The sequence below is a fragment of the Isoptericola sp. NPDC056134 genome (assembly GCF_042264825.1).
Taxonomy (GTDB): Bacteria; Actinomycetota; Actinomycetes; order Actinomycetales; family Cellulomonadaceae; genus Isoptericola; species Isoptericola nanjingensis.
Window position 1 is genome coordinate 117,978 of the sequence record NZ_JBHJVM010000003.1, and the last position, 17,435, is coordinate 135,412.

At 74.2% G+C, this 17,435-nt stretch carries 18 protein-coding genes; 3 read left to right on the forward strand and 15 right to left on the reverse strand.

Features of this window, described 5'->3' with window-relative positions; translation table 11 throughout:
* Positions 1–11: 11 nt before the first annotated feature.
* The gene (locus tag ACFCZN_RS04505; RefSeq protein WP_430555961.1) at positions 12–1,052 is read right to left on the reverse strand and encodes an alpha/beta fold hydrolase; all 1,041 of its coding nucleotides are present in this window, start codon (positions 1,050–1,052) and stop codon (positions 12–14) included.
* A gap of 57 nt (positions 1,053–1,109) precedes the next feature.
* Entirely contained in the window at positions 1,110–2,825 is a 1,716-nt protein-coding gene (locus tag ACFCZN_RS04510; protein WP_430555962.1) for a carboxylesterase/lipase family protein, read from the reverse strand.
* 314 nt (positions 2,826–3,139) lie between these two features.
* Here ACFCZN_RS04510 and ACFCZN_RS04515 point away from each other — a divergent pair, with 314 nt between their 5' ends.
* Positions 3,140–3,577, forward strand: a complete 438-nt coding sequence (locus tag ACFCZN_RS04515; RefSeq protein ID WP_430555963.1) for a nuclear transport factor 2 family protein — start codon at positions 3,140–3,142, stop codon at positions 3,575–3,577.
* A 46-nt stretch (positions 3,578–3,623) separates the two neighbouring features.
* Positions 3,624–6,452, forward strand: a complete 2,829-nt coding sequence (locus ACFCZN_RS04520; RefSeq protein ID WP_430555964.1) for a LuxR C-terminal-related transcriptional regulator — start codon at positions 3,624–3,626, stop codon at positions 6,450–6,452.
* On the opposite strand, the gene ACFCZN_RS04525 is transcribed toward ACFCZN_RS04520, so the two are convergent.
* The 11 genes from ACFCZN_RS04525 to ACFCZN_RS04575 all read right to left on the reverse strand — a co-directional run bounded on the left by ACFCZN_RS04525 (position 6,399) and on the right by ACFCZN_RS04575 (position 15,383).
* Positions 6,399–7,637 (reverse strand): low temperature requirement protein A, encoded by a 1,239-nt coding sequence (locus tag ACFCZN_RS04525; RefSeq protein ID WP_430555965.1) that lies wholly within the window; start codon positions 7,635–7,637, stop codon positions 6,399–6,401. The two genes, ACFCZN_RS04520 and ACFCZN_RS04525, sit on opposite strands and share 54 nt — an antisense overlap.
* Before the next feature lie 49 nt (positions 7,638–7,686).
* A complete protein-coding gene (locus tag ACFCZN_RS04530; protein WP_430555966.1) occupies positions 7,687–8,589 on the reverse strand; it encodes an SDR family NAD(P)-dependent oxidoreductase in 903 nt (300 codons plus the stop codon).
* A gap of 49 nt (positions 8,590–8,638) precedes the next feature.
* Complete coding sequence (locus ACFCZN_RS04535; protein WP_430555967.1) at positions 8,639–9,070, reverse strand: hypothetical protein; 432 nt, start codon at positions 9,068–9,070, stop codon at positions 8,639–8,641.
* Between the two features lie 188 nt (positions 9,071–9,258).
* Entirely contained in the window at positions 9,259–9,939 is a 681-nt protein-coding gene (locus tag ACFCZN_RS04540; RefSeq protein WP_429763920.1) for a VOC family protein, read from the reverse strand.
* A 161-nt stretch (positions 9,940–10,100) separates the two neighbouring features.
* A complete protein-coding gene (locus ACFCZN_RS04545) occupies positions 10,101–10,928 on the reverse strand; it encodes a DUF6999 family protein (RefSeq protein WP_430555968.1) in 828 nt (275 codons plus the stop codon).
* Positions 10,928–11,656 (reverse strand): iron-containing redox enzyme family protein, encoded by a 729-nt coding sequence (locus ACFCZN_RS04550; RefSeq protein ID WP_430555969.1) that lies wholly within the window; start codon positions 11,654–11,656, stop codon positions 10,928–10,930. The genes ACFCZN_RS04545 and ACFCZN_RS04550 overlap by 1 nt, the downstream gene beginning before the upstream one ends.
* Positions 11,653–12,783: a 3-oxoacyl-[acyl-carrier-protein] synthase III C-terminal domain-containing protein gene (locus tag ACFCZN_RS04555; RefSeq protein WP_430555970.1), complete on the reverse strand. Its 1,131-nt coding sequence runs from the start codon at positions 12,781–12,783 to the stop codon at positions 11,653–11,655. Before ACFCZN_RS04555 ends, ACFCZN_RS04550 begins: the two co-directional genes overlap by 4 nt.
* 110 nt (positions 12,784–12,893) lie before the next feature.
* Positions 12,894–13,670, reverse strand: coding sequence for an SCO1664 family protein (locus tag ACFCZN_RS04560; RefSeq protein ID WP_430556060.1), 777 nt, complete (start codon positions 13,668–13,670; stop codon positions 12,894–12,896).
* A gap of 25 nt (positions 13,671–13,695) precedes the next feature.
* Positions 13,696–14,271: a DUF3090 domain-containing protein gene (locus tag ACFCZN_RS04565; protein WP_430555971.1), complete on the reverse strand. Its 576-nt coding sequence runs from the start codon at positions 14,269–14,271 to the stop codon at positions 13,696–13,698.
* Positions 14,272–14,302: 31 nt separating this feature from the next.
* Entirely contained in the window at positions 14,303–15,016 is a 714-nt protein-coding gene (locus ACFCZN_RS04570; RefSeq protein ID WP_430555972.1) for an MSMEG_4193 family putative phosphomutase, read from the reverse strand.
* Positions 15,017–15,152: 136 nt separating this feature from the next.
* A complete protein-coding gene (locus ACFCZN_RS04575) occupies positions 15,153–15,383 on the reverse strand; it encodes a hypothetical protein (protein WP_430555973.1) in 231 nt (76 codons plus the stop codon).
* Positions 15,384–15,500: 117 nt separating this feature from the next.
* On the opposite strand from ACFCZN_RS04575, the gene ACFCZN_RS04580 reads away from it, so the two are divergent.
* On the forward strand, positions 15,501–15,785 hold the full coding sequence (locus ACFCZN_RS04580; protein WP_430555974.1) for a hypothetical protein: 285 nt from the start codon (positions 15,501–15,503) through the stop codon (positions 15,783–15,785).
* Positions 15,786–15,836: 51 nt separating this feature from the next.
* On the opposite strand, the gene ACFCZN_RS04585 is transcribed toward ACFCZN_RS04580, so the two are convergent.
* Both ACFCZN_RS04585 and ACFCZN_RS04590 read right to left on the reverse strand, forming a co-directional pair.
* Positions 15,837–17,081, reverse strand: a complete 1,245-nt coding sequence (locus ACFCZN_RS04585; RefSeq protein WP_430555975.1) for an XdhC family protein — start codon at positions 17,079–17,081, stop codon at positions 15,837–15,839.
* Between the two features lie 14 nt (positions 17,082–17,095).
* On the reverse strand, positions 17,096–17,422 hold the full coding sequence (locus ACFCZN_RS04590) for a hypothetical protein (RefSeq protein WP_430555976.1): 327 nt from the start codon (positions 17,420–17,422) through the stop codon (positions 17,096–17,098).
* Positions 17,423–17,435: the final 13 nt, after the last annotated feature.

A 17,435-nucleotide genomic window follows, 5' to 3' on the forward strand; every position in this document is an offset into this window, starting at 1 on the left:
GACGGCGGCCCTTACAGCCGGGTGGCGTCCACGACCGCCTGGGCGAACTCGCGCGGCGCCTCCTGCGGCACGTCGTGCCCCACGGCGAACGTCCGGTGGTCGTACGGCCCGACGAACTTGGCGCGATAGTGCGCCCCGTCGCCCTCCGGGGTGAACGGGTCGTCCGCGCCGTCGATCGTGATCGTCGGGACGCCGATCGTCGGCCCGGCCGCCAGCCGCTTCTCGAGTCGGTCGTACCTCGGGTCGCCGGCGGCCAGACCGAGCCGCCAGCGGTAGTTGTGGACCACGATCGCGGCGTAGTCCGGGTTGGTGAACGCCGCTGCCGTCCGCTCGAAGGTCGCCGCGTCGAAGGACCAGGTGGGCGAGTTGAACGTCCACACCAGCCGGGCCAGCTCGTCGCGGTACTCGGGGTTGTTCAGGCCCCGCAGGCCGCGCTCGGTGGCGAAGTAGTACTGGTACCACCACGCCCACTCCAGGCTCGGAGGGATCGGGTCCTCGTTGGCCTCGCGGTTGGTGATGAGATAGCCCGTCACCGACACCAGGGCCCTGACCCGTTCCGGCCACAGCGCGGCGATGATGTCGCCGGTGCGCGAGCCCCAGTCGTAGCCGGCGATCACCGCGCTGCGGATCCGCAGCGCGTCCATCAGCGCCACGACGTCCAGCGCGATGACGGACTGCTGGGCGTTGCGGAAGGTGCGGGAGGAGAGGAAGGTCGTCGTCCCGTGCCCGCGGAAGTACGGCACGATCACGCGATATCCCTGGTCGGCCAGCAGCGGCGCCACCTTCACGTAGCTGTGGATGTCGTACGGCCAGCCGTGCAGCAGGATCACGGGCGTGCCCCGGGCGGGGCCGAGCTCGGCGTACCCGACGTCGAGCTCACCGGCCCGGATCTGCTTGATCTCGGGGAACGCCGGGCGGACCGGCAGCACGGGGCGCGGTCCGGACGGACCGGCGGCGGGCGGGCCGGCGACCGCGGTCCCGGCCTGGGAGCCGACGGCTCCTGCGGCGGCGAGCACGCCGGTGGTGCGGAGGAACGTCCTTCTGTCGAGCATGGCGCGACCTTTCTGTGGATGGGTACGGGTGTTCTGCGTGCGGTGGCGGGGTGCCGGTCAGCGGGAGCCGAACAGCGCGACCGCCGCCCAGACGCCGCACCGGTGGTCGGCGGCGAAGCCGCGCTCGACGGACGGGGCCGGGTCGTCGAGGGAGAGGATCCGGTGCCCGGCCAGGTCGAACCTCGGCCAGGGCGTGGCGGCGGTGGCCGGCGACCCCGTGCGCGCGAACTGCACCCACGCGGCCTGCATCGTGTCGGCGAGCTGCTGCTGCGACGCCGAGAGCTCGCCGGGGAGCGGCGCGTTGGGCTGGTCGAAGAGGTACGCCAGCTCGGACTGGTGCGTGGCCGCGTAGGGCTCGCCGAGCGTGTCGGGCGCGAACAGCCTGGGCGCCTCGGCGTCGTTGAACTCGTACGCGTAGGTCTTGACCCAGGCCGAGGCAGCGCCGTCGAGCGCGAACGCCGGGCAGGAGAAGTTGGCGTCGGAGTTCAGCACGCTGAAGGCCTGCGCCGGCGAGGCGTACCTCGACAGGGGGTAGGCCTTCGCGACGAACGACGCCGTCCGCGCGTCCACGCCGAAGTTCGTGGCGATGGTGGACTCGTAGCTCGACGCGTCGACCGGGCCGGGCAGCACGGCGGTGGCGCCCTTCGTCACGCTCAGCCCGAGCGTGGTGAAGATCCGGTTCTCCTGGGTGTTGACGCCGTTGAGGATCGGCACCCGGTGGAACCGCCCGGTCGCGATCGCGTCGCCGACCGACCGGGGCAGGACTGTTCCGTCGACGACGCCGGGCGTGATCGACAGCGGCTGGTTCGCCACCAGGGTCTCGACGGACGCATGCCGCAGGCACTCGGCCACCTGCGCGGCGGTCCCGTCGTCGCAGCCGACGGCCGCCGCCGAGGCGACGCCCTCGCGCTCCGCCCGCGCGAGCGACTTCTGCACCGGGGCGAACGCCCCGCTCTGGATCACCGCCCGCTGGAACAGGCCCTTCGCCCCCGGCGACGCCAGGTGCATCGCGACCGACAGCCCGCCGGCCGACTGCCCCGCGATCGTCACGTTCCCGCCGTCCCCGCCGAAGCCGGCGATGTTGCGGTGCACCCAGCGCAGCGCCGCCTGCTGGTCCATGAGGCCGTAGTTGCCGCTCGCTCCGGCTCGGTCGGCCAGGGCGGGGTGCGAGAGGAACCCGAGCAGCCCGAGGCGGTAGTTGATCGTCACGACGACGGCGCCCTGGGCGGCGAGGTCTGCCGCCTCGTAGTCGGCGCCCTCCCCGATCTCGAAGCCGCCTCCGTGGATCCAGACGATCACCGGGAGCTTCGCGTCGGCCGCGGTGCCGGCCGGGACGGTGACGTTGAGGTAGAGGCAGTCCTCGCTCTGCCCGTTCGGGCTCGGCGGCGCCTGCGGGCACACCGGCGAGTAGTCGGTCGCCTCGCGCACGCCGCTCCAGGGCGCCACCGGCTGCGGCGGCTCCCAGCGCAGCCCGCCGGTCGGCGGCGCCGCGTACGGGACGCCGCGGAACTCCAGGCCCGCGGGCGTCGTGGCGCCCTCCAGGGCGCCGGCGTCGACGTGCACCACGGACGAGACGGGCGCGGGGCGGTCGGCCGCGTGCGCCGGGGGCAGGAGCGAGCCCCAGCAGGAGAGCAGCACGGCGAGCGCGCCGAGGACGGCGAGGAGGCGGACGGTGAGCGGGCGGACGCCGCGGCGTCCGGCGACCGCGGCGCGCGCGGTCGGTCGGGACGTGGTCGGTCGGGGGGCGTCGGGCGGTGGGGTGAAGGTGTTCATGCAGGCCACGGTCGCGCGCGGGCTCGGGGCAAGGCACCTGTGTCACTCCCTGGGCGACCACCCGGGCGACCACCGGGCGATCACCGGGCGAGCCACTGGTGTCCGACGGGCGGACCACCGGACGAGCGCGGAGTCACCGCGCAGCGGCGGGTGGCGCCGAGCGGCTGCGATCCCAGGGTGTCGACCAGGGTGTTGCCCTGGTGGTCCCGGGCACGCGGGGCGGGAGGCTCGACCCAGGCGCCGGACCGGACGGTGCCGCACGTCGAAAGGACTCCGATGTTCCACCGCACCACGGCCGCACGACGGGGACGCGCATGACCGACCCGCTGGCGCCCCTCGACCGGCTGCTCGTCCTCGAGGAGCTCCGCCGCGTGCAGTCCCGGCTCTGCCGCGCCGCCTCCGTGCGCGACTGGGCCGAGCTGGAGTCGTTGTTCACCCCCGACGGCCGGTTCCGCGCCTACGGCGCGGACGGCGAGCTCGGCTGCTTCGCCGCCACCACGGGGATCGGGGCCGCGATCGACCGGGCCATCGGCCCGGGGCGGCTCGTCGTCCAGTCCTCGGACGAGGAGCTCGACGTCCTCGCCGACGACCGGGCCGACGGCACCTGGGCCGTCGAGGACACCCTCTACCCGGAGGACGGGACGCGTGCCCGGCACGGCGCCGGGTCGCTCGCCCTGGCCTACCGGTTCGACGGCGGACGATGGCGGGTCGCGACGGCCGAGTTCACCCGGACGGCCCGTGAGCACGGCTGACCCGAGCGCTGTCGAGGCGCGGGGGCTGCGGATAGGCTCTGCGACCATGACGCCTGGTGCGCATGGTCCGACCCTCATCGGGCGTCGACGCGAGCGGGAGCGGCTCAGCCGCCTCGTCGCGAGCGTGCGCGGCGGCGAGAGCCGTGCCCTGGTGCTGCGGGCCGAGACCGGGCTCGGCAAGACGATGCTCCTCGACCACGTCGCCGAGCAGGCGACCGGCTGCCGGGTGGTGCGGGCGATCGGCGTCGAGTCCGAGATGGAGCTGGCCCTCGCGGGCCTCCAGCAGCTCTGCGCTCCCGTCCTCGACGGCCTGGGAGCGCTCCCGGAGCCGCAGGCGATGGCGCTCGGCGTCGCGCTCGGCCTGCGCTCGGGACCGGCCCCGGACCGGTTCGTGCTCGGCCTCGCGGTGCTGAGCCTCTTCAGCCACGCGGCCGAGACGCGTCCGCTCGTCTGCCTCGTCGACGACGCCCAGTGGCTCGACCAGGCCTCCGCCCAGGTGCTGGCGTTCGTCGCACGACGCCTCGTCGCCGAGTCCGTCGCGATCGTCTTCGCCGTCCGCGAGCCGGTCGACGAGCGGTTCGCCGCGATCGAGGACCTCGTGGTCCGGCCGCTCGACGACGCCGACGCGCGCACGCTGCTCGGTACGGTCGTCGGCGGCCCGGTCGACGCGGCCGTGCGCGAGCGCATCGTCGCCGAGGCGCGTGGCAACCCGCTCGCGCTCGTCGAGTTCCGGCGGGGGGCGATGGAGTTCTCCGCCGCTCCCCTCGCCCGGGGACGCACCGGCGTCGGCGCCAAGGTCGAGGACGGCTTCCGGCGCCGCGTCGAGCGGCTGCCGTCCGACACCCGGCGGCTGCTGCTCCTCACCGCGATCGAGCCCGTGGGCGACCCGACCCTCGTGCTCGCCGCGGCGGCCTCGCTCGGCCTGGACACGTCCGCGTTCGCGCCCGCCGTCGAGGAGAACCTCCTGGAGCTCGGGGCGCGCCTCCGGTTCCGGCACCCCCTGGTGCGCTCCGCCGTGGTCGCCGCCGAGCCCGCCGCCGACCGCCGCGCCGCGCACCGGGCTGTCGCCGACGCCACGGATCCGCAGCAGGACCCCGACCGCCGCGCGTGGCACCTCGCCGAGAGCACGATCGGGTTCGACGAGGACGTCGCCGCCGAGCTGGTGCGCTCCGCCGACCGCGCGCGCCTGCGCGGCGGCATCATCGCGGCCGCGAACTTCCACGCCCGCGGAGCCGAGCTCACCCCCGACCGCCACATGCGGTCCCGGCGGATGCTCATGGCCGCCGAGGACACCCTCCGCGCCGGCGCGATGCAGGACGCGCAGCGGCTGCTCGACCGCGTGGAGCCGGAGCTGCTCAACGCGCACCAGCAGGCACGGGTCGACCTGGCCCGCAGCCACGTCCGCTTCTACACCTCCCCCGGCCGCGACGGCGCCGAGCTGCTCCTCGACGCGGCGAGACGTCTCGAGGCGTTCGACGGCGACGCGGCGATGGTCACCTACGCCAACGCCTTCATCGCCGCGGTCCTCGCCGGGTCGTCGGCGGGCACCGTCGGCATCCCCGAGGTCGCGCACGGCATCCTCGCCGCGGACCCCGCGACGCCCCTCAACCGCGGGTCGCGGGCCGCGCTCGACGCCCTGCGCGGGCTCGCCGTCCTCGTCCTGGACGGCTACGGGCCGGCCGCCCCGGCCCTCCGCACCGCGCTCGCGGCGCTGCGCTCGCTCGACGACGACGCCGACGCCGCGCAGCAGGACACCGATCCCATGCGCGGGTACGGCGCCGACGTCAGCCAGGAGGTCGGGGCGATGCGCTGGCTCCCCCTCACGTGCCTCGTCGCCCGGGTCCTCCTCGACGACGCCGCCTATCTCGACGCGTCGGCCGAGTTCACCGACGCCTGCCAGCGCGACGGGGCGTTCTCGACGCTCGCGATGGCGATGTCGGAGCGCTATCCGATCCTGCTGATGAGCGGCCGCATCGCCGACGCCGAGGAGCTCTACGAGGGCACGCGGGAGATCATGGCCGCGAGCGATGTCCCCGAGGGGCCGGACCGGGCGGGATGGTTCGCCGCCTATCGCGGCGACGAGGCGGCCAAGCAGGAGTCCGCGGCCGCCGTCGCGCGCCGGGTCGCGGAACGCGGCGAGGCGCAGTGGCGGCTCTCGGACGACCTGCACGGCGGGGTGCTGCACAACTCCCGCGGGCGCTACGCCGAGGCCCTCGCGGCGACGGCCTCCGCCGACGGGCACCCGTTCGACGTGGGCCTCGCCGCCTGGGTGCTCCCCGAGCACGTCGAGGCGGCCGTGCGTGCCGGCGCTCCCGAGCAGGGCCGCGCCGCGGCCGCCCGCCTGCAGGAGATCGCCGACGCGACGGGCACGGACTGGGCCGTCGGCCTCGCCACCAGGTCGGCCGCGCTGCTCGCCGACGACCGCGACGCCGAGCCGCTGTACCGCGCCGCGATCGAGACCCTCGGCCGTACCCGGGTCGGCACCGCAGAGGCCCGGGCCCGGCTGCTCCTCGGCGAGTGGCTGCGTCGCCAGAACCGCCGGGTCGAGGCCCGCGAGGTGCTCCGGCAGGCGCACGAGCGCTTCGTCGGCTTCGGCGCCCACGCCTTCGCCGAGCGCGCGGCGCGCGAGCTCGCGGCGACCGGCGAGGTCGTGCACCGGTCGGTCGTCGGCCCGGTCGACGAGCTGACCGCCCAGGAGCGGCAGATCGCGCGGCTCGCGGCGACGGGCAGCACGAACCCGGAGATCGGCGCGCAGCTCTTCCTCAGCCCGCGGACCGTCGAGTGGCACCTGCGCAAGGTGTTCGGGAAGCTCGGCGTCACGTCACGACGGCAGCTGGCGACGGCCCTCAAGGACTCGGTGATGGCTGCGGGCTGACCCCCGGCCGACGAGGGCGGCGGCGACGGCGACGATCGCCACGATCGCGGCGGCCGACGCCCAGGCGGGGAGCCACGGGGACGCGGCCGCGGCAGCCGCCACCGCGGCGGCGGCGACCACCGAGGCCGGCCGCCACGTCCTCAGCAGCACCCACCGGAACGCCTCGAGGCCGGCCAGGAAGCTGACGGCGCCGCCGGCGAGGGCGACCACCGCGAACCCGTGGGCTGGCGCGTCAGGCGCACGCGCGACGTCGTCGAGCAGCAGGGCGACGCCGAGGGCGACGAGCACCACGCCGCCCACGATCGGGAGGTGGCCGAAGGTGTACCCGTCGCGCGCGAGCGCGGAGCGCCGCGACCGGTCCGTGCCGGCGAGGGCCCGCGCCGCGTCGCCCGAGAGGTGCCCGAAGAACGCCCACCACAGGCTCGCGGTCAGGAGGAAGCCGAGGAGCGCGACGGCGAGCGCCGCGGGCTGCGCCGTCCAGGAGCCGACCCGGGCCCCGGTGGCGAGCACGGTCTCGCCGAGCGCGATGATGAGCACGAGGTCGTGCCGCTCGGCGAAGTGGCGGGCGCTGCCCACCCGCCACCCGCGGTAGCGCGACGCCGACCGACCGCCGACGAAGTCGACGACGAACGCGCTCGCCCACAGCGCCGTCTGCCACCCGCCGCCGAGCAGCGCGCCGGCGAACAGCAGGCCGATCGACAGCGACTGCGGCACGAGGTCGAGCAGGACCTGCGTGCGCAGGCGCCGGTGCGGCCAGGCGACGACCGCGAGCAGCACGACGTAGCACGCGCGCACCACGGTGAACGCGACCGCGAGGACGATCGCCGGGGCGACCCCGCCCGTCCGGGCGTCCCAGGCCTCGGGCACCACGAGCCCGACGACGAAGAGGGCCGCCATCGCGACGAGCATCCCGACCCGCACGAACCCCCGGTCGAGGCGCACCTGGTTGCCGAGCCAGATGAACGCGCACCACGACCACCAGAGCATGAGCAGCAGCACGACCGCCCGCCCGAGCGAGTCCGCGCCCGGCGTGGCCTCGACCAGCGCGACGTCCCGCGTGAGGGCGAAGACGAAGACGAGGTCGAAGAAGATCTCGAAGGGCGTGGTGCGGTCCTCGGCCCGCGTGGGCACGACGGCGCCCGGGGCGGGCGTCCGCGCGTGGGAGGTGCGAGCCGGGGTGGTCACGTCGGCCCGATCCCGCTCCCGGCGCCGGTGATGCGCCAGGCCGGGGCGCTCATCGATCCGCCCCCGTGGCCGCCCCGGCGGGCGCCGGCGCGAAGTCGGTGCTGCGGCTCGTCTCCGCCCACGCCTCCGTCTCCTCGATCCGGCGCCGGTCGCCCTCGAGCGCGCGCCCGACGGCGTCCGAGCCGAGCGGCAGGCGGAGCGGGAGGTCGGCGCTCGCGGCGAGGTCCACCAGCAGCCGGGCGGCCCGCGCCGGGTCGCCGGCCTGAGTGCCGTCGGTCTCGGCCCGCAGGTCGTTGATCGCGCCGACCGTCGTCGCGTAGTCGGCGCCCGCCGGGTACCGGCGCATCGAGCCGCCCTGCCAGTCCGTGCGGAACGCGCCCGGCTCGACGATCACGACGCGCACGGCGAACGGCGCCACCTCGGCGGCGAGCACCTCGGAGAACCCCTCCACGCCGAACTTGGCCGCCTGGTACGCCCCGAGCCCCGGCGACCCGCCCACGCGGCCGCCGATCGAGGAGAACTGGAGGAACAGCCCCGAGCGCTGCCGGCGCAGGACGGGCAGGGCCGCCCGCGTGACGTGGATGACGCCGTACAGGTTGGTGTCGATCTGGCGCCGCAGGGCGTCGTCGGGCATCTCCTCGATCGAGGCGCTGTCGGCGTAGCCGGCGTTGTTCACGACGACGTCGAGCCGGCCGAAGCGCTCCACCGCGGCGGCGACGGTCGTGCGCGCCGCCTCGGCGTCCGTGACGTCCAGCGGGGCGAGCAGGAGCCGGTCGTCGCCGAAGCGCTCGGCCAGCGGTGCGAGGTCGTCCACGCGGCGGGCCGTCGCGACGACGGCGTCGCCGTGCTCGAGCACGGCCTCGACGATGGCGCGACCGAAGCCGCGGGAGCTCCCGGTGACGAGCCAGACGCGCTGCGGGGTGAAGCTCTTCTCGGACGGGTTCTCGGACATGGTCCGTTCCTTTCGGGGTCGGCGGCGGACCGCCGGAGGTGGAGGGGGGTCATGCGGCCGCGTGCAGGGGCCCGCTGAAGGACGTGCGGAGCGAGCGCGGTGCCACGAGCGGCAGCAGCGCGGCGAGGACCTTGCCCTTGAGCGTTGCCGGGTGCCGCGTGAGCTCGACGTCGACCCGGGAGCCGGACCCGGTGGGCGTGACCTGGAAGACCCAGCCGCCGCCCGGCCCGAAGACCTTCGAGTCGAGCGTCGTGATGACGACGCGGCCGGCGTCAGCGTCCCACTCGTAGCGCGCGTGCTCCCACGCGGATGCGGTGCCCTCCGTGACGTCGGCCCAGTCCGCGCCGAGGCCGTGGACCTCGAAGTGCTCGGCGTCGATGGTCGGCCACGCCTCCGGTCGTGCGGGCGTGAAGTCGGTCAGGACGTCGAGGACGTCCGAGGCGCTGAGCGTGGAGTCGAGATGAAAGCGGATGACGGGCATGGCCGTTCCCTTCGGGAAGCTGCGTGGGGCTGCGGGAGCTGCGGGGGTCGTCCCCCGCTCTCCGAGACTCCCGCCCGGGCCGGGGTGAAGGCGCCAGGGGCGGCCACTGGCCGTGACCCCAGGGCCGCTCCCCGGTACGTGCCCGGGCCCCTGGCCCGGGCACGGCGAAGACCCGGGTGTGCGGGTCGTCACTCCGGCGGCTGCTGGCCCGCCGCGACCCGCATCAGGTACTCGGCGTACCACTCGGGCCAGTTCGCGTCCGCCTGCCCCGTGCGGGCCTCGTGCTCCCCGTGCGCCGCCGCGGCCGCGCGCAGCGCCTCGGCGAGCTCTGCGGCGGAGTCGTAGCGCGCCTGCGTGACGCGGCCCGGGATCCGCTCGGTGATCTCCTGCACCGTCCACGTGTTGCCGTCGGGGTCGGCGAACTCCACGAACGAGCCGTACGACGCGCGCCCGGGCGCCAGGCCGGCCACCCGCGATGCCGGGTCGGCGCGGTGGAACACCCCGCCGGCGTCGTGGAACACGTCGCTGACCTCGACGCCCCGCGCCACCAGGTCCGCGTGCGTCGCCTCGATGTCGCGGGTCACCAGGTGCAGGCCCCGCGCCGAACCGGGCGCGGCGTCCGTCACGCCCGTCCCGACGATGATCGACGCCGGCGACCCGGGCGGGGTGAGCTCGACGACGCGGTAGTCGTCCGCCACACGCAGGTCGACGTCGACGGTCCAGCCGAGGCGGGTGTAGAACGCCTTGGCGCGGTCGACGTCCGCCACCGGGATGACGACGAGCTCGAGCTTCAGCGCTGGGGCCGTCGCCGGGGACTCCCCGGAGACGTCCGTCGTGGCGGTGCTCTCACCCACAGGAATGGTGGTCATGGAACGCTCCTTCGAACCTTGGCCGGTCCGATACCGGCCTCAGGTCGAGCGTTCGTCCCCTCCCCCGTCGCAGGCGCCGGTGGGAGTCACTGGTCGACCCCACCTGTCGGCCCACCGGGGTACCGGAGAATCGCGTGCAGGTCCTGGCCGGTGAGCGAGGGCTACTCCCCCTCGCCCCGCTGCCGCGCGATGGAGACCAGGTGGGCGTGGGCGTACTCGCACACCAGCGCGTGCCGGTAGACGAGCTGCGGGACGTCCACGTTCGTGTCCATCCAGAGGCTGAGGGCGCCCATCTTCCAGTGCTCGAACGTCTCGTCGTCGGTCAGCACGGCGAGGATGCTGAGGAAGGAGTCGTCGAACCGCAGCGAGTGGATCGCGCGGCGGAACTCCTCCAGGTTCAGCGCGATGCAGAACGGGATGTTCATCAGGCACAGCGCCGTCTGGATGTCGAGGCGCAGCAGGCGGGGGCGACGGCGTTCCGAGTCGAGGTCCGGCACGTCGAGCTGGGCGAAGTTCAGGCGCTCGGGCGCCGTGATGTCGATCCCCTCGAGCGCGATGAGCACGTCGTAGACGTTGACGTCGTGCTCGACGACGGCGTTGTCGCCCAGCCCGGACAGCGTCGTCGGGCGCAGCGTGACCGGTTCGATGGCGGCCGGGGTGTTGCGGATGATGAAGTTCACCAGGTTGGTCTCCACCACGAAGTGGCGGATCAGCAGCTCGACGGCGTCCGGCGACACGAAGCGGCGCAGGAACCACAGGCAGAGCGCGTCCATGGTGCGCAGCGTCATCCACCTGCCGGGGAACACCCGCTTGATGACCGAGAGCACGGCCACCAGCACCCGGGAGACGATCCGCGCGATCGGGTACAGCAGACGGCGCGACGGGCGCTGCTGGTCCTCGATGATCATCCGCACCAGCGGCTTGTCGAGCGGCACCGAGGGGTCGGCGTAGATCGCCTCCCACATGCTCGGGTCGGACCGCACGGGCATCAGATCTCGTCCAGCTCGGTCAGCTGCATGACGTAGAGCCGGGCCACCACCCGCGCGCAGGTGACGATGGCGTCGGCCGCGTCGTCGTCGATCCGGTCGGAGGTGAGGATGGCGTCGAGCGTGCCGGTGTGCTCGGCGTCGGCGTCCTGGTGGTAGGCCATGAAGTGGACCTGGTTGTCCGCCAGCCCGAGGACCTCCTGGAACCGCCGGGCCCACACGCCGGCCTTCTGCGCGCCGAGCCCCTCGATGATGAACATCGCGCCGAGGCACCCGACCGGGTTCGGCCGGCTCGCCTCGTGGAACATGTAGCCGGACAGCGCCTGCGAACCGAGGTTCTTCCGGCCCGCGCGCAGCGCCTCGAGGGAGCCGCCGACGGCGACGTAGTCGCGCTCGAGCAGCAGGTGGTCGCGGTGCTCCTCCAGCGCGTGCGAGATGGCGGCCGAGCGGAGGTCGAAGTGGTCCATGTCGAAGTTCGACGCCGCCCGCGCGATCCACAGCGACCCGTCGACCACCTGCTGGCGCAGGTTGTGCAGCAGGCGCTGGTAGTCCGCCACCGTCACGTCGCCGTCGTCGAGCGCCCGCAGGATCGGCACCTCGGCCAGCCGGGCCTCGAAGTCCGTCCAGACGTCGGCAAGCCGGGCGAGCAGCCCCGCCCGGTCCGGCTGGGGCGGGCGGAAGCCCTCGACGGTCTCGGTGCTGGCCTCGGTGCTGATCCCGGTGCTGGTCATCTGGTGCTCCTTCGCGGTGCGACGACGGTCAGGTGGGCGAAGCCGAACGAGAACCGTCCGGACTCGGGGACGGCGAGGAGGATCGTGTCGCCCGGCGCGAAGCGCCCGGTGCGCCACGCCTCCTCCAGTGCGATGAAGATGCTCGCGGCGCCGGTGTTGCCGCAGGTCTCCAGGTTGGAGAACCAGCGGCTCGTGTCCATGCCGGGGACGCGGGCGCTCAGCGCGTCGAAGACGACGTCGCGGAAGGCGTTGGTGCTGTAGTGGCACAGCACGTGGTCGAGCTTCTTGAGGTCGATCAGGCCGCGGTCCACGAGCTCCTCGAACTGCGCCAGCCCGGCCGCGGCGAGCTCGTCGAGCACGGCCGTCTCCTGCCGGATCTGCAGCAGGCCGGCCTTCTCGGCGGTGGCCACGTCGTCGTAGTCCTGCCAGGTCCGCCCCGCGACGGCGGTGGGCCCGTCAAGGCCGGCGCGCATGCAGACCTCGTGCTCGTGAGCCAGGGAGACCTGGCGCACCCAGTCCACCCGCAGCGACGGCCTGTCCGGGCGAGGCTGGAACTCCACGATCGCCGCGCCCGCGCCGTCGGACAGCATCCACCGCAGGAAGTGCGCGTCCAGGTGGTCCTCGACGCCGTCGAACCGCCGCTGGTGCAGCCACCGGCTGGCCAGCTCCGAGCCCACGACCGCCGCCCTCGGGTGGTCTCCCAGCCGCACCTTGCTCACCGCCGCGTCCAGCGCGGCGATGCTCGACGCACACACGCCGCTCGCCGTCAGCGTCTGCATCGGCCCGCCACCGAGCCGCCCGTGCACCATCGACGCGAATCCCGGCACCAGCAGGTCGCCCTGCGTCGTCGCGCACGCGAGCATGCCCAGGTCGGAGGCGGCGATCCCCCGGTCGGCCAGCGCGTCCTCGAGCGCGTGGACGGCGAGCTCCTCGTTCAGCTCGGTGGTGCGGCCCTCGTCGTCCAGCGCGTAGTACCGCTGCCGGATGCCGTTGGCGCGCTGGATCCGGGCGCGCAGCCCGTCCGTGCGCTTGTCCACACCGCCGAGCCGGCGCGCCACGTCCTCGTTGGCTACCGGTTCGCCGGGGAGGTGCCGGCCCAGGCCGGTCAAGTACGCGGTCGCTGGCATGGGGGCCATTCAGCCACACACGGGGTTTCGCCGTCGACGACACGCGCACCCAAGACTCGGTCGAACGATCGGCTGACCGGGACAGCAGCTCGCCGACGGCCCGGACGCTCCTAGAAAAGGGGCCAGGGCACGGACGGCATGTCGCCCTCGGGCGACGGGAAGATCTCCGTGCGCAGCAGCCGGTCGCAGCGCTCGGCCAGCGCGACCAGCTCGACGTCGTCGAGCAGCGGGACGAGCCGGCCGCCGAGGCCGCCCTCGCCGTCGTCCTCGAGACCGGTCCGGACCCGCCGGACGCCCTCGAGCTCGTCGGCGGTCAGCGGCTCGCCGAGGAATCCCCACAGCACGGTGCGCAGCTTGGGCTCGACGTGGAACGTCACGCCGTGGTCGACCCCGAGCCGGCGGCCGTCGCGCAGCGGCAGCACGTGCCCGCCCTTGCGGTCGGCGTTGTTCACCACGGCGTCGAACACCGCCATCCGCCGCAGCGCCGGCGAGTCCTCGTGGATCAGACGGACCGGCTGGTCGTCGGCGTCGCTGCCCTCGAGCACCACGCGCCAGCCGTCGCGTGCCGGTCCCCGAGCGGGGACGACGTCGACCGGGTCCTGCTCGACGTCGGGCTCCTGCCACAGCTGGACCATGCCCGGGCCGAGCGGCCCGTCGCGCAGCCACGTGCGGGGCACGATCCCCCAGCCGAACGACTCCGAGACGAGGTACGCCGCGACCTCGCGGCCTGCGAGCGTCCCGTCCGGGAAGTCCCACAGCGGCTTCTCGCCGGACACGGGCTTGTAGACGACCCTGGACCTGCCGATCTCGCCCACGAACGTCGCGTTCGAGGCCACGGCGATGCGGCCCACGACCGCGAGGTCGCCTCGCTCGAGGTCGACCTCCAGCTCCGTCACGGGGCGGCCGGCAGGCTCATGGCGCCTGCTCGCCGTCGTCCGCGGGGCACTCGTGACCGTCCTCGTCCATCGGCAGGCCGCAGTCCGAGCACGTCGGACGCCCCGCCTCGACGACGCGACGCGTGCGCTGCGCGAAGGCCCGCGCCGTCCCGACCGGGATCCGCACGAGCAGCATCTCGCTGGGCTCGGCCTCGTCGTCGGCCGCCCCTGCTCCGGCCGGATCGTCGTCGTCGGACAGGTCCGCCTCGACCGGGTATGCCTCGATGACCATCTGCAGGGTCCGGGGGTCCCAGGCCAGCCGCATCGTGCCCGTCCGGAAGTCCTCCTCCACGGGCTGGTCCAGCGGCTCGTCGTCGAGGAGCTCCACCGGTGCCTCGGCGGGGATGGAGAGCTGGTCGTTCTTGGCCGTCAGCTCGTCGAGGAGCCGATCGACCATCTCGGCGAGCACGGCGGACTGCTCTTTCTCCAGCGCGACGCTGGACGTCCGGGTGCCCGCGCGGGCCTGGAGGTAGAACGTGCGTGACCCGGGGCGGCCGACCGTCCCGACCACGACCCGGTCGGGCCAGTCGAACTCGTGCACGATGGTGGGCATGCCACCACTCTAGGAGGCGGCGGCAGCGGCGTTACAAGGCCTGGGCGCCGGACCCGCCCCCGACGGGCGCGTCCCCTGCCGGTCCGGCGTCGCGCAACCACGACAGGTCGCCGGAGTCCGTGTTGGTGGCCACGACCTCCGGCCGGTGCGGCCCGTACCGCACGATCGACACCGACGCCGGCCCCACCGCGATGCGCTGGAACAGGTCGAGGTGCATGCCGAGCGCGTCGGCCAGCACCGACTTGATGATGTCGCCGTGCGCGACAGCCGCCCAGACCGCACCCCTGCCGTGCTGCTCCTCGAACGCCGCGTCGTGGCGACGGACCGCCGCCACCGAACGGGCCTGCATCTGCGCGAGCGACTCCCCGCCGGGGAACGTCACCGCGGACGGCTGCGACTGAACCGTCGACCACAACGGCTCCTTCGCGAGGTCGCGCAGCGCGCGCCCCTGCCACTGCCCGTAGTCGCACTCGGTGATGCCGTGCTCGACCACGGTCGGCGGTGCAACGGCGTCGGCGCCGGGTTGGCCGGCCTGATGCTCGACGAGGACGCGCGCCGTCTGCCGGCAGCGCTCGAGCGGGCTCGTCACCACCGCGACGAGCGGCACCGCCGCCATCCGCGCCGCGGCCCGGGCGGCCTGCTCACGGCCCACCGCGTCCAGCCGCACCCCGGCCGCCCGGCCGGCGAGAATGCCCTGCGCGTTCGCGGTCGTGCGGCCGTGGCGGACGAGCAGAACAGTGGGCATGGTCCGGAGCCTACGTGCCGACTGGGCATGGTCCGGAGCCTACGTGTCGACCAGGCCCGGGACGACGGCCGCGCGCCTGCCGGGAGCGGGCACGTGCCGCGGGGTGACAGCCGCAGCGGTCCCGTCCCGCGGCGCGTCAGTCGTCGCGGCGGGGACGCGAGGAGCGCAGACGCTTGGTCGCGGACCGCTGCTTCTTGGCGGTCAGACGACGCTCCCGGGAGCCGCGGGTCGGGCGGGTGGAGCGGCGTGCCCGGGCCGGTGCAGCAATCGCCTCGCCGACGACGACGACCAACCGGCGGGCGGCAGCGTCACGGTTGCGACGCTGCTCACGGTGCTCCGACGCCGACCCGGTCAGGACACCGTCCACCAGACTGTCCCCGAGCCGCGAGGCGATCCGATCACGCTGCACCGCCGTCAGCACGGCGGACCTGCCGACGTCCCAGGACAGCCGTCGCAGCCACTGCGCGGCGCGTCAGGCGCCCACGTGAACCCCACCGCGATGCTCCTCCCAGTGCTGACCGAGCCATCCCACCTGCGTGTCGAGCAGCGGGACCACCAGTCTCGCGCCGTGGAGCCGGGCGTATTGCGGGTACCGCTCGAGATCGCCGGCCACGTCAACGCGGAGGTGATCCGGGTCGACAGCGGGCATGCCGTCGTCGCACAACCGGTGGATGTCCCTACGCAGCATCAGGCCGCCATGCTCGAGGTAGCCCGCGTTCCCGGCGCGCGGAGGTCCTCGCCGGCCGCCATGAGCAACCAGGCTCGGTGAGGGACATCGTTCGCCATGCGTGCAGCTTGGCGGAGCGAGGGCGACGCGTCGTCAGCGCTGGGCCGTCGGTTCCTCAAGTAGTCCTCGATCGATCGAGCGATGCTGCGGCCCAGTGCGCCACGGAATTCCATCGGCCCGCGGGAGCCCGTGCACCGGGCCGTCCGTCTCGCACAGGGGCCCCACCTGGCTGCGCCCGTGCGCGGCAGCCACGAGCTCGGCGACCACCGACACCGCGACCTCCGACGGTGTCTCGGCGCCCAGATCCATCCCGATCGGCGACCGGAGCGTCGCCAGCGCGGGCTCGGGCACCCCGGAGTCGCGCAGCGCTGCGACCCGGGCCTCGTGAGACCGTCTCGACCCCATCGCCCCGACGTACGCGAGATCGAGCTCGAGTGCGCCGCGGAGCACCGGGACGTCGATCTTCGCGTCGTGGGTCATCACGGCGATCCCCGTCCTCCGGTCCAGGCGACCCGCGCGAGCCTCGGCCGCCAGGTAGCGGTGGGGCCAGTCGACGACGACGTCGTCCGCCTCGGGGAAACGAAGACGCGTGGTGAAGACGGCGCGCGGGTCGACGAGCGTCACGTGATAGCCCAGCAGTCGGGTCGCGCTCACGAGCGCCCTCGCGAAATGGTTCGAGCCGACGACGAGGAAGCGCGCCGCGGGGACCCGCGACTCGACGAGGAGGCACTCGCGCGCGACCGTCCCCCGACCGTCCGATGTCCCACGACCGTCGGGTACATGGACCACGACGGCGCCGGACCGCGTGAGCAGGTCGTCGATCGCGACCACGGTCTGCGGAGCCAGGTGCGACGGCACGAGCTCGCCCAGGCCGGCGACGAGGTCGTCGGGTCGCGAGACGACGGCGGTGAGGTCCCGGAAGACGGCGGTGGGCCGGACCGTGTCGAGCCGTCGCACGAGCAGTCCCCGCTCGTTGCCGGCGAGCGCCATCAGCGCGACCACGGCCGGGTCGTCCCCGTCCTCGGCCCGCACCGGTTGCACGTGCACCTCCATGTCACCGCCGCACGGCAGTCCGACCGCGAATGCGCTGTCGTCGGTGCAGTCGAACCGTTCGACGAGGCAGCCTCCTTGGTGGATCGCGTCGAGGGCTGCCACGTGCACCGCCCCCTCGACGCAACCACCGGACAGGCTCCCGAGAACGACCCCGTCCGACCGGACAGCCATCGCGGTGCCGACCGTGCTCGGGGTGGACCCGGAGGCGGAGACCACCGTGGCGACGGCGAACGAGGGGCGGCCCGGTCCGAGCCACGGGAGCAGGCGTTCCGCCAGGGCAAGCATCCTCGGCCCCGCCGTCAGGCCTGGCCGGTCTCGATGCGGGTGACGGCGCCGTCGACGACGTCGAAGCGCCAGTACGTGCGCATCTCGCCCCACAGGAGATTGCGGAACCGGCCTACGAGCTCGCGTCCGTCCGCGTCCGCACGTTCGACGGTCAGGCGCCCGTCGGCCGAGAAGATCTCCCGTTCCACCCAGTCCGCGAGCGGGCGAGGGGTGCCGTCGTCGGTCAGCACGGCCCTGGGTGCCAGGGCCGACAGGAATGCGCGCCGGTCGCCGGCGTTGATCGCAGCCACGACCCGGGCCACCGCCGGGTCGAGCGTCACAGGTTCGTCCGTCGTCGTCATCGTGCCTCCTGAC

Excerpts from the sequence above, each read along its gene's own strand:
- ACFCZN_RS04555 (WP_430555970.1), bottom strand. The coding sequence starts at position 12,783 with ATGCCAGCGACCGCGTACTTGACCGGCCTGGGCCGGCACCTCCCCGGC.
- ACFCZN_RS04530 (WP_430555966.1), bottom strand. The coding sequence starts at position 8,589 with ATGTCCGAGAACCCGTCCGAGAAGAGCTTCACCCCGCAGCGCGTCTGG.
- ACFCZN_RS04565 (WP_430555971.1), bottom strand. The coding sequence starts at position 14,271 with ATGCCCACCATCGTGCACGAGTTCGACTGGCCCGACCGGGTCGTGGTC.
- ACFCZN_RS04540 (WP_429763920.1), bottom strand. The coding sequence starts at position 9,939 with ATGACCACCATTCCTGTGGGTGAGAGCACCGCCACGACGGACGTCTCC.
- ACFCZN_RS04585 (WP_430555975.1), bottom strand. The coding sequence starts at position 17,081 with ATGCTTGCCCTGGCGGAACGCCTGCTCCCGTGGCTCGGACCGGGCCGC.
- ACFCZN_RS04590 (WP_430555976.1), bottom strand. The coding sequence starts at position 17,422 with ATGACGACGACGGACGAACCTGTGACGCTCGACCCGGCGGTGGCCCGG.
- ACFCZN_RS04520 (WP_430555964.1), top strand. The coding sequence starts at position 3,624 with ATGACGCCTGGTGCGCATGGTCCGACCCTCATCGGGCGTCGACGCGAG.
- ACFCZN_RS04505 (WP_430555961.1), bottom strand. The coding sequence starts at position 1,052 with ATGCTCGACAGAAGGACGTTCCTCCGCACCACCGGCGTGCTCGCCGCC.
- ACFCZN_RS04550 (WP_430555969.1), bottom strand. The coding sequence starts at position 11,656 with ATGACCAGCACCGGGATCAGCACCGAGGCCAGCACCGAGACCGTCGAG.
- ACFCZN_RS04570 (WP_430555972.1), bottom strand. The coding sequence starts at position 15,016 with ATGCCCACTGTTCTGCTCGTCCGCCACGGCCGCACGACCGCGAACGCG.
- ACFCZN_RS04515 (WP_430555963.1), top strand. The coding sequence starts at position 3,140 with ATGACCGACCCGCTGGCGCCCCTCGACCGGCTGCTCGTCCTCGAGGAG.
- ACFCZN_RS04545 (WP_430555968.1), bottom strand. The coding sequence starts at position 10,928 with ATGCCCGTGCGGTCCGACCCGAGCATGTGGGAGGCGATCTACGCCGAC.
- ACFCZN_RS04510 (WP_430555962.1), bottom strand. The coding sequence starts at position 2,825 with ATGAACACCTTCACCCCACCGCCCGACGCCCCCCGACCGACCACGTCC.
- ACFCZN_RS04535 (WP_430555967.1), bottom strand. The coding sequence starts at position 9,070 with ATGCCCGTCATCCGCTTTCATCTCGACTCCACGCTCAGCGCCTCGGAC.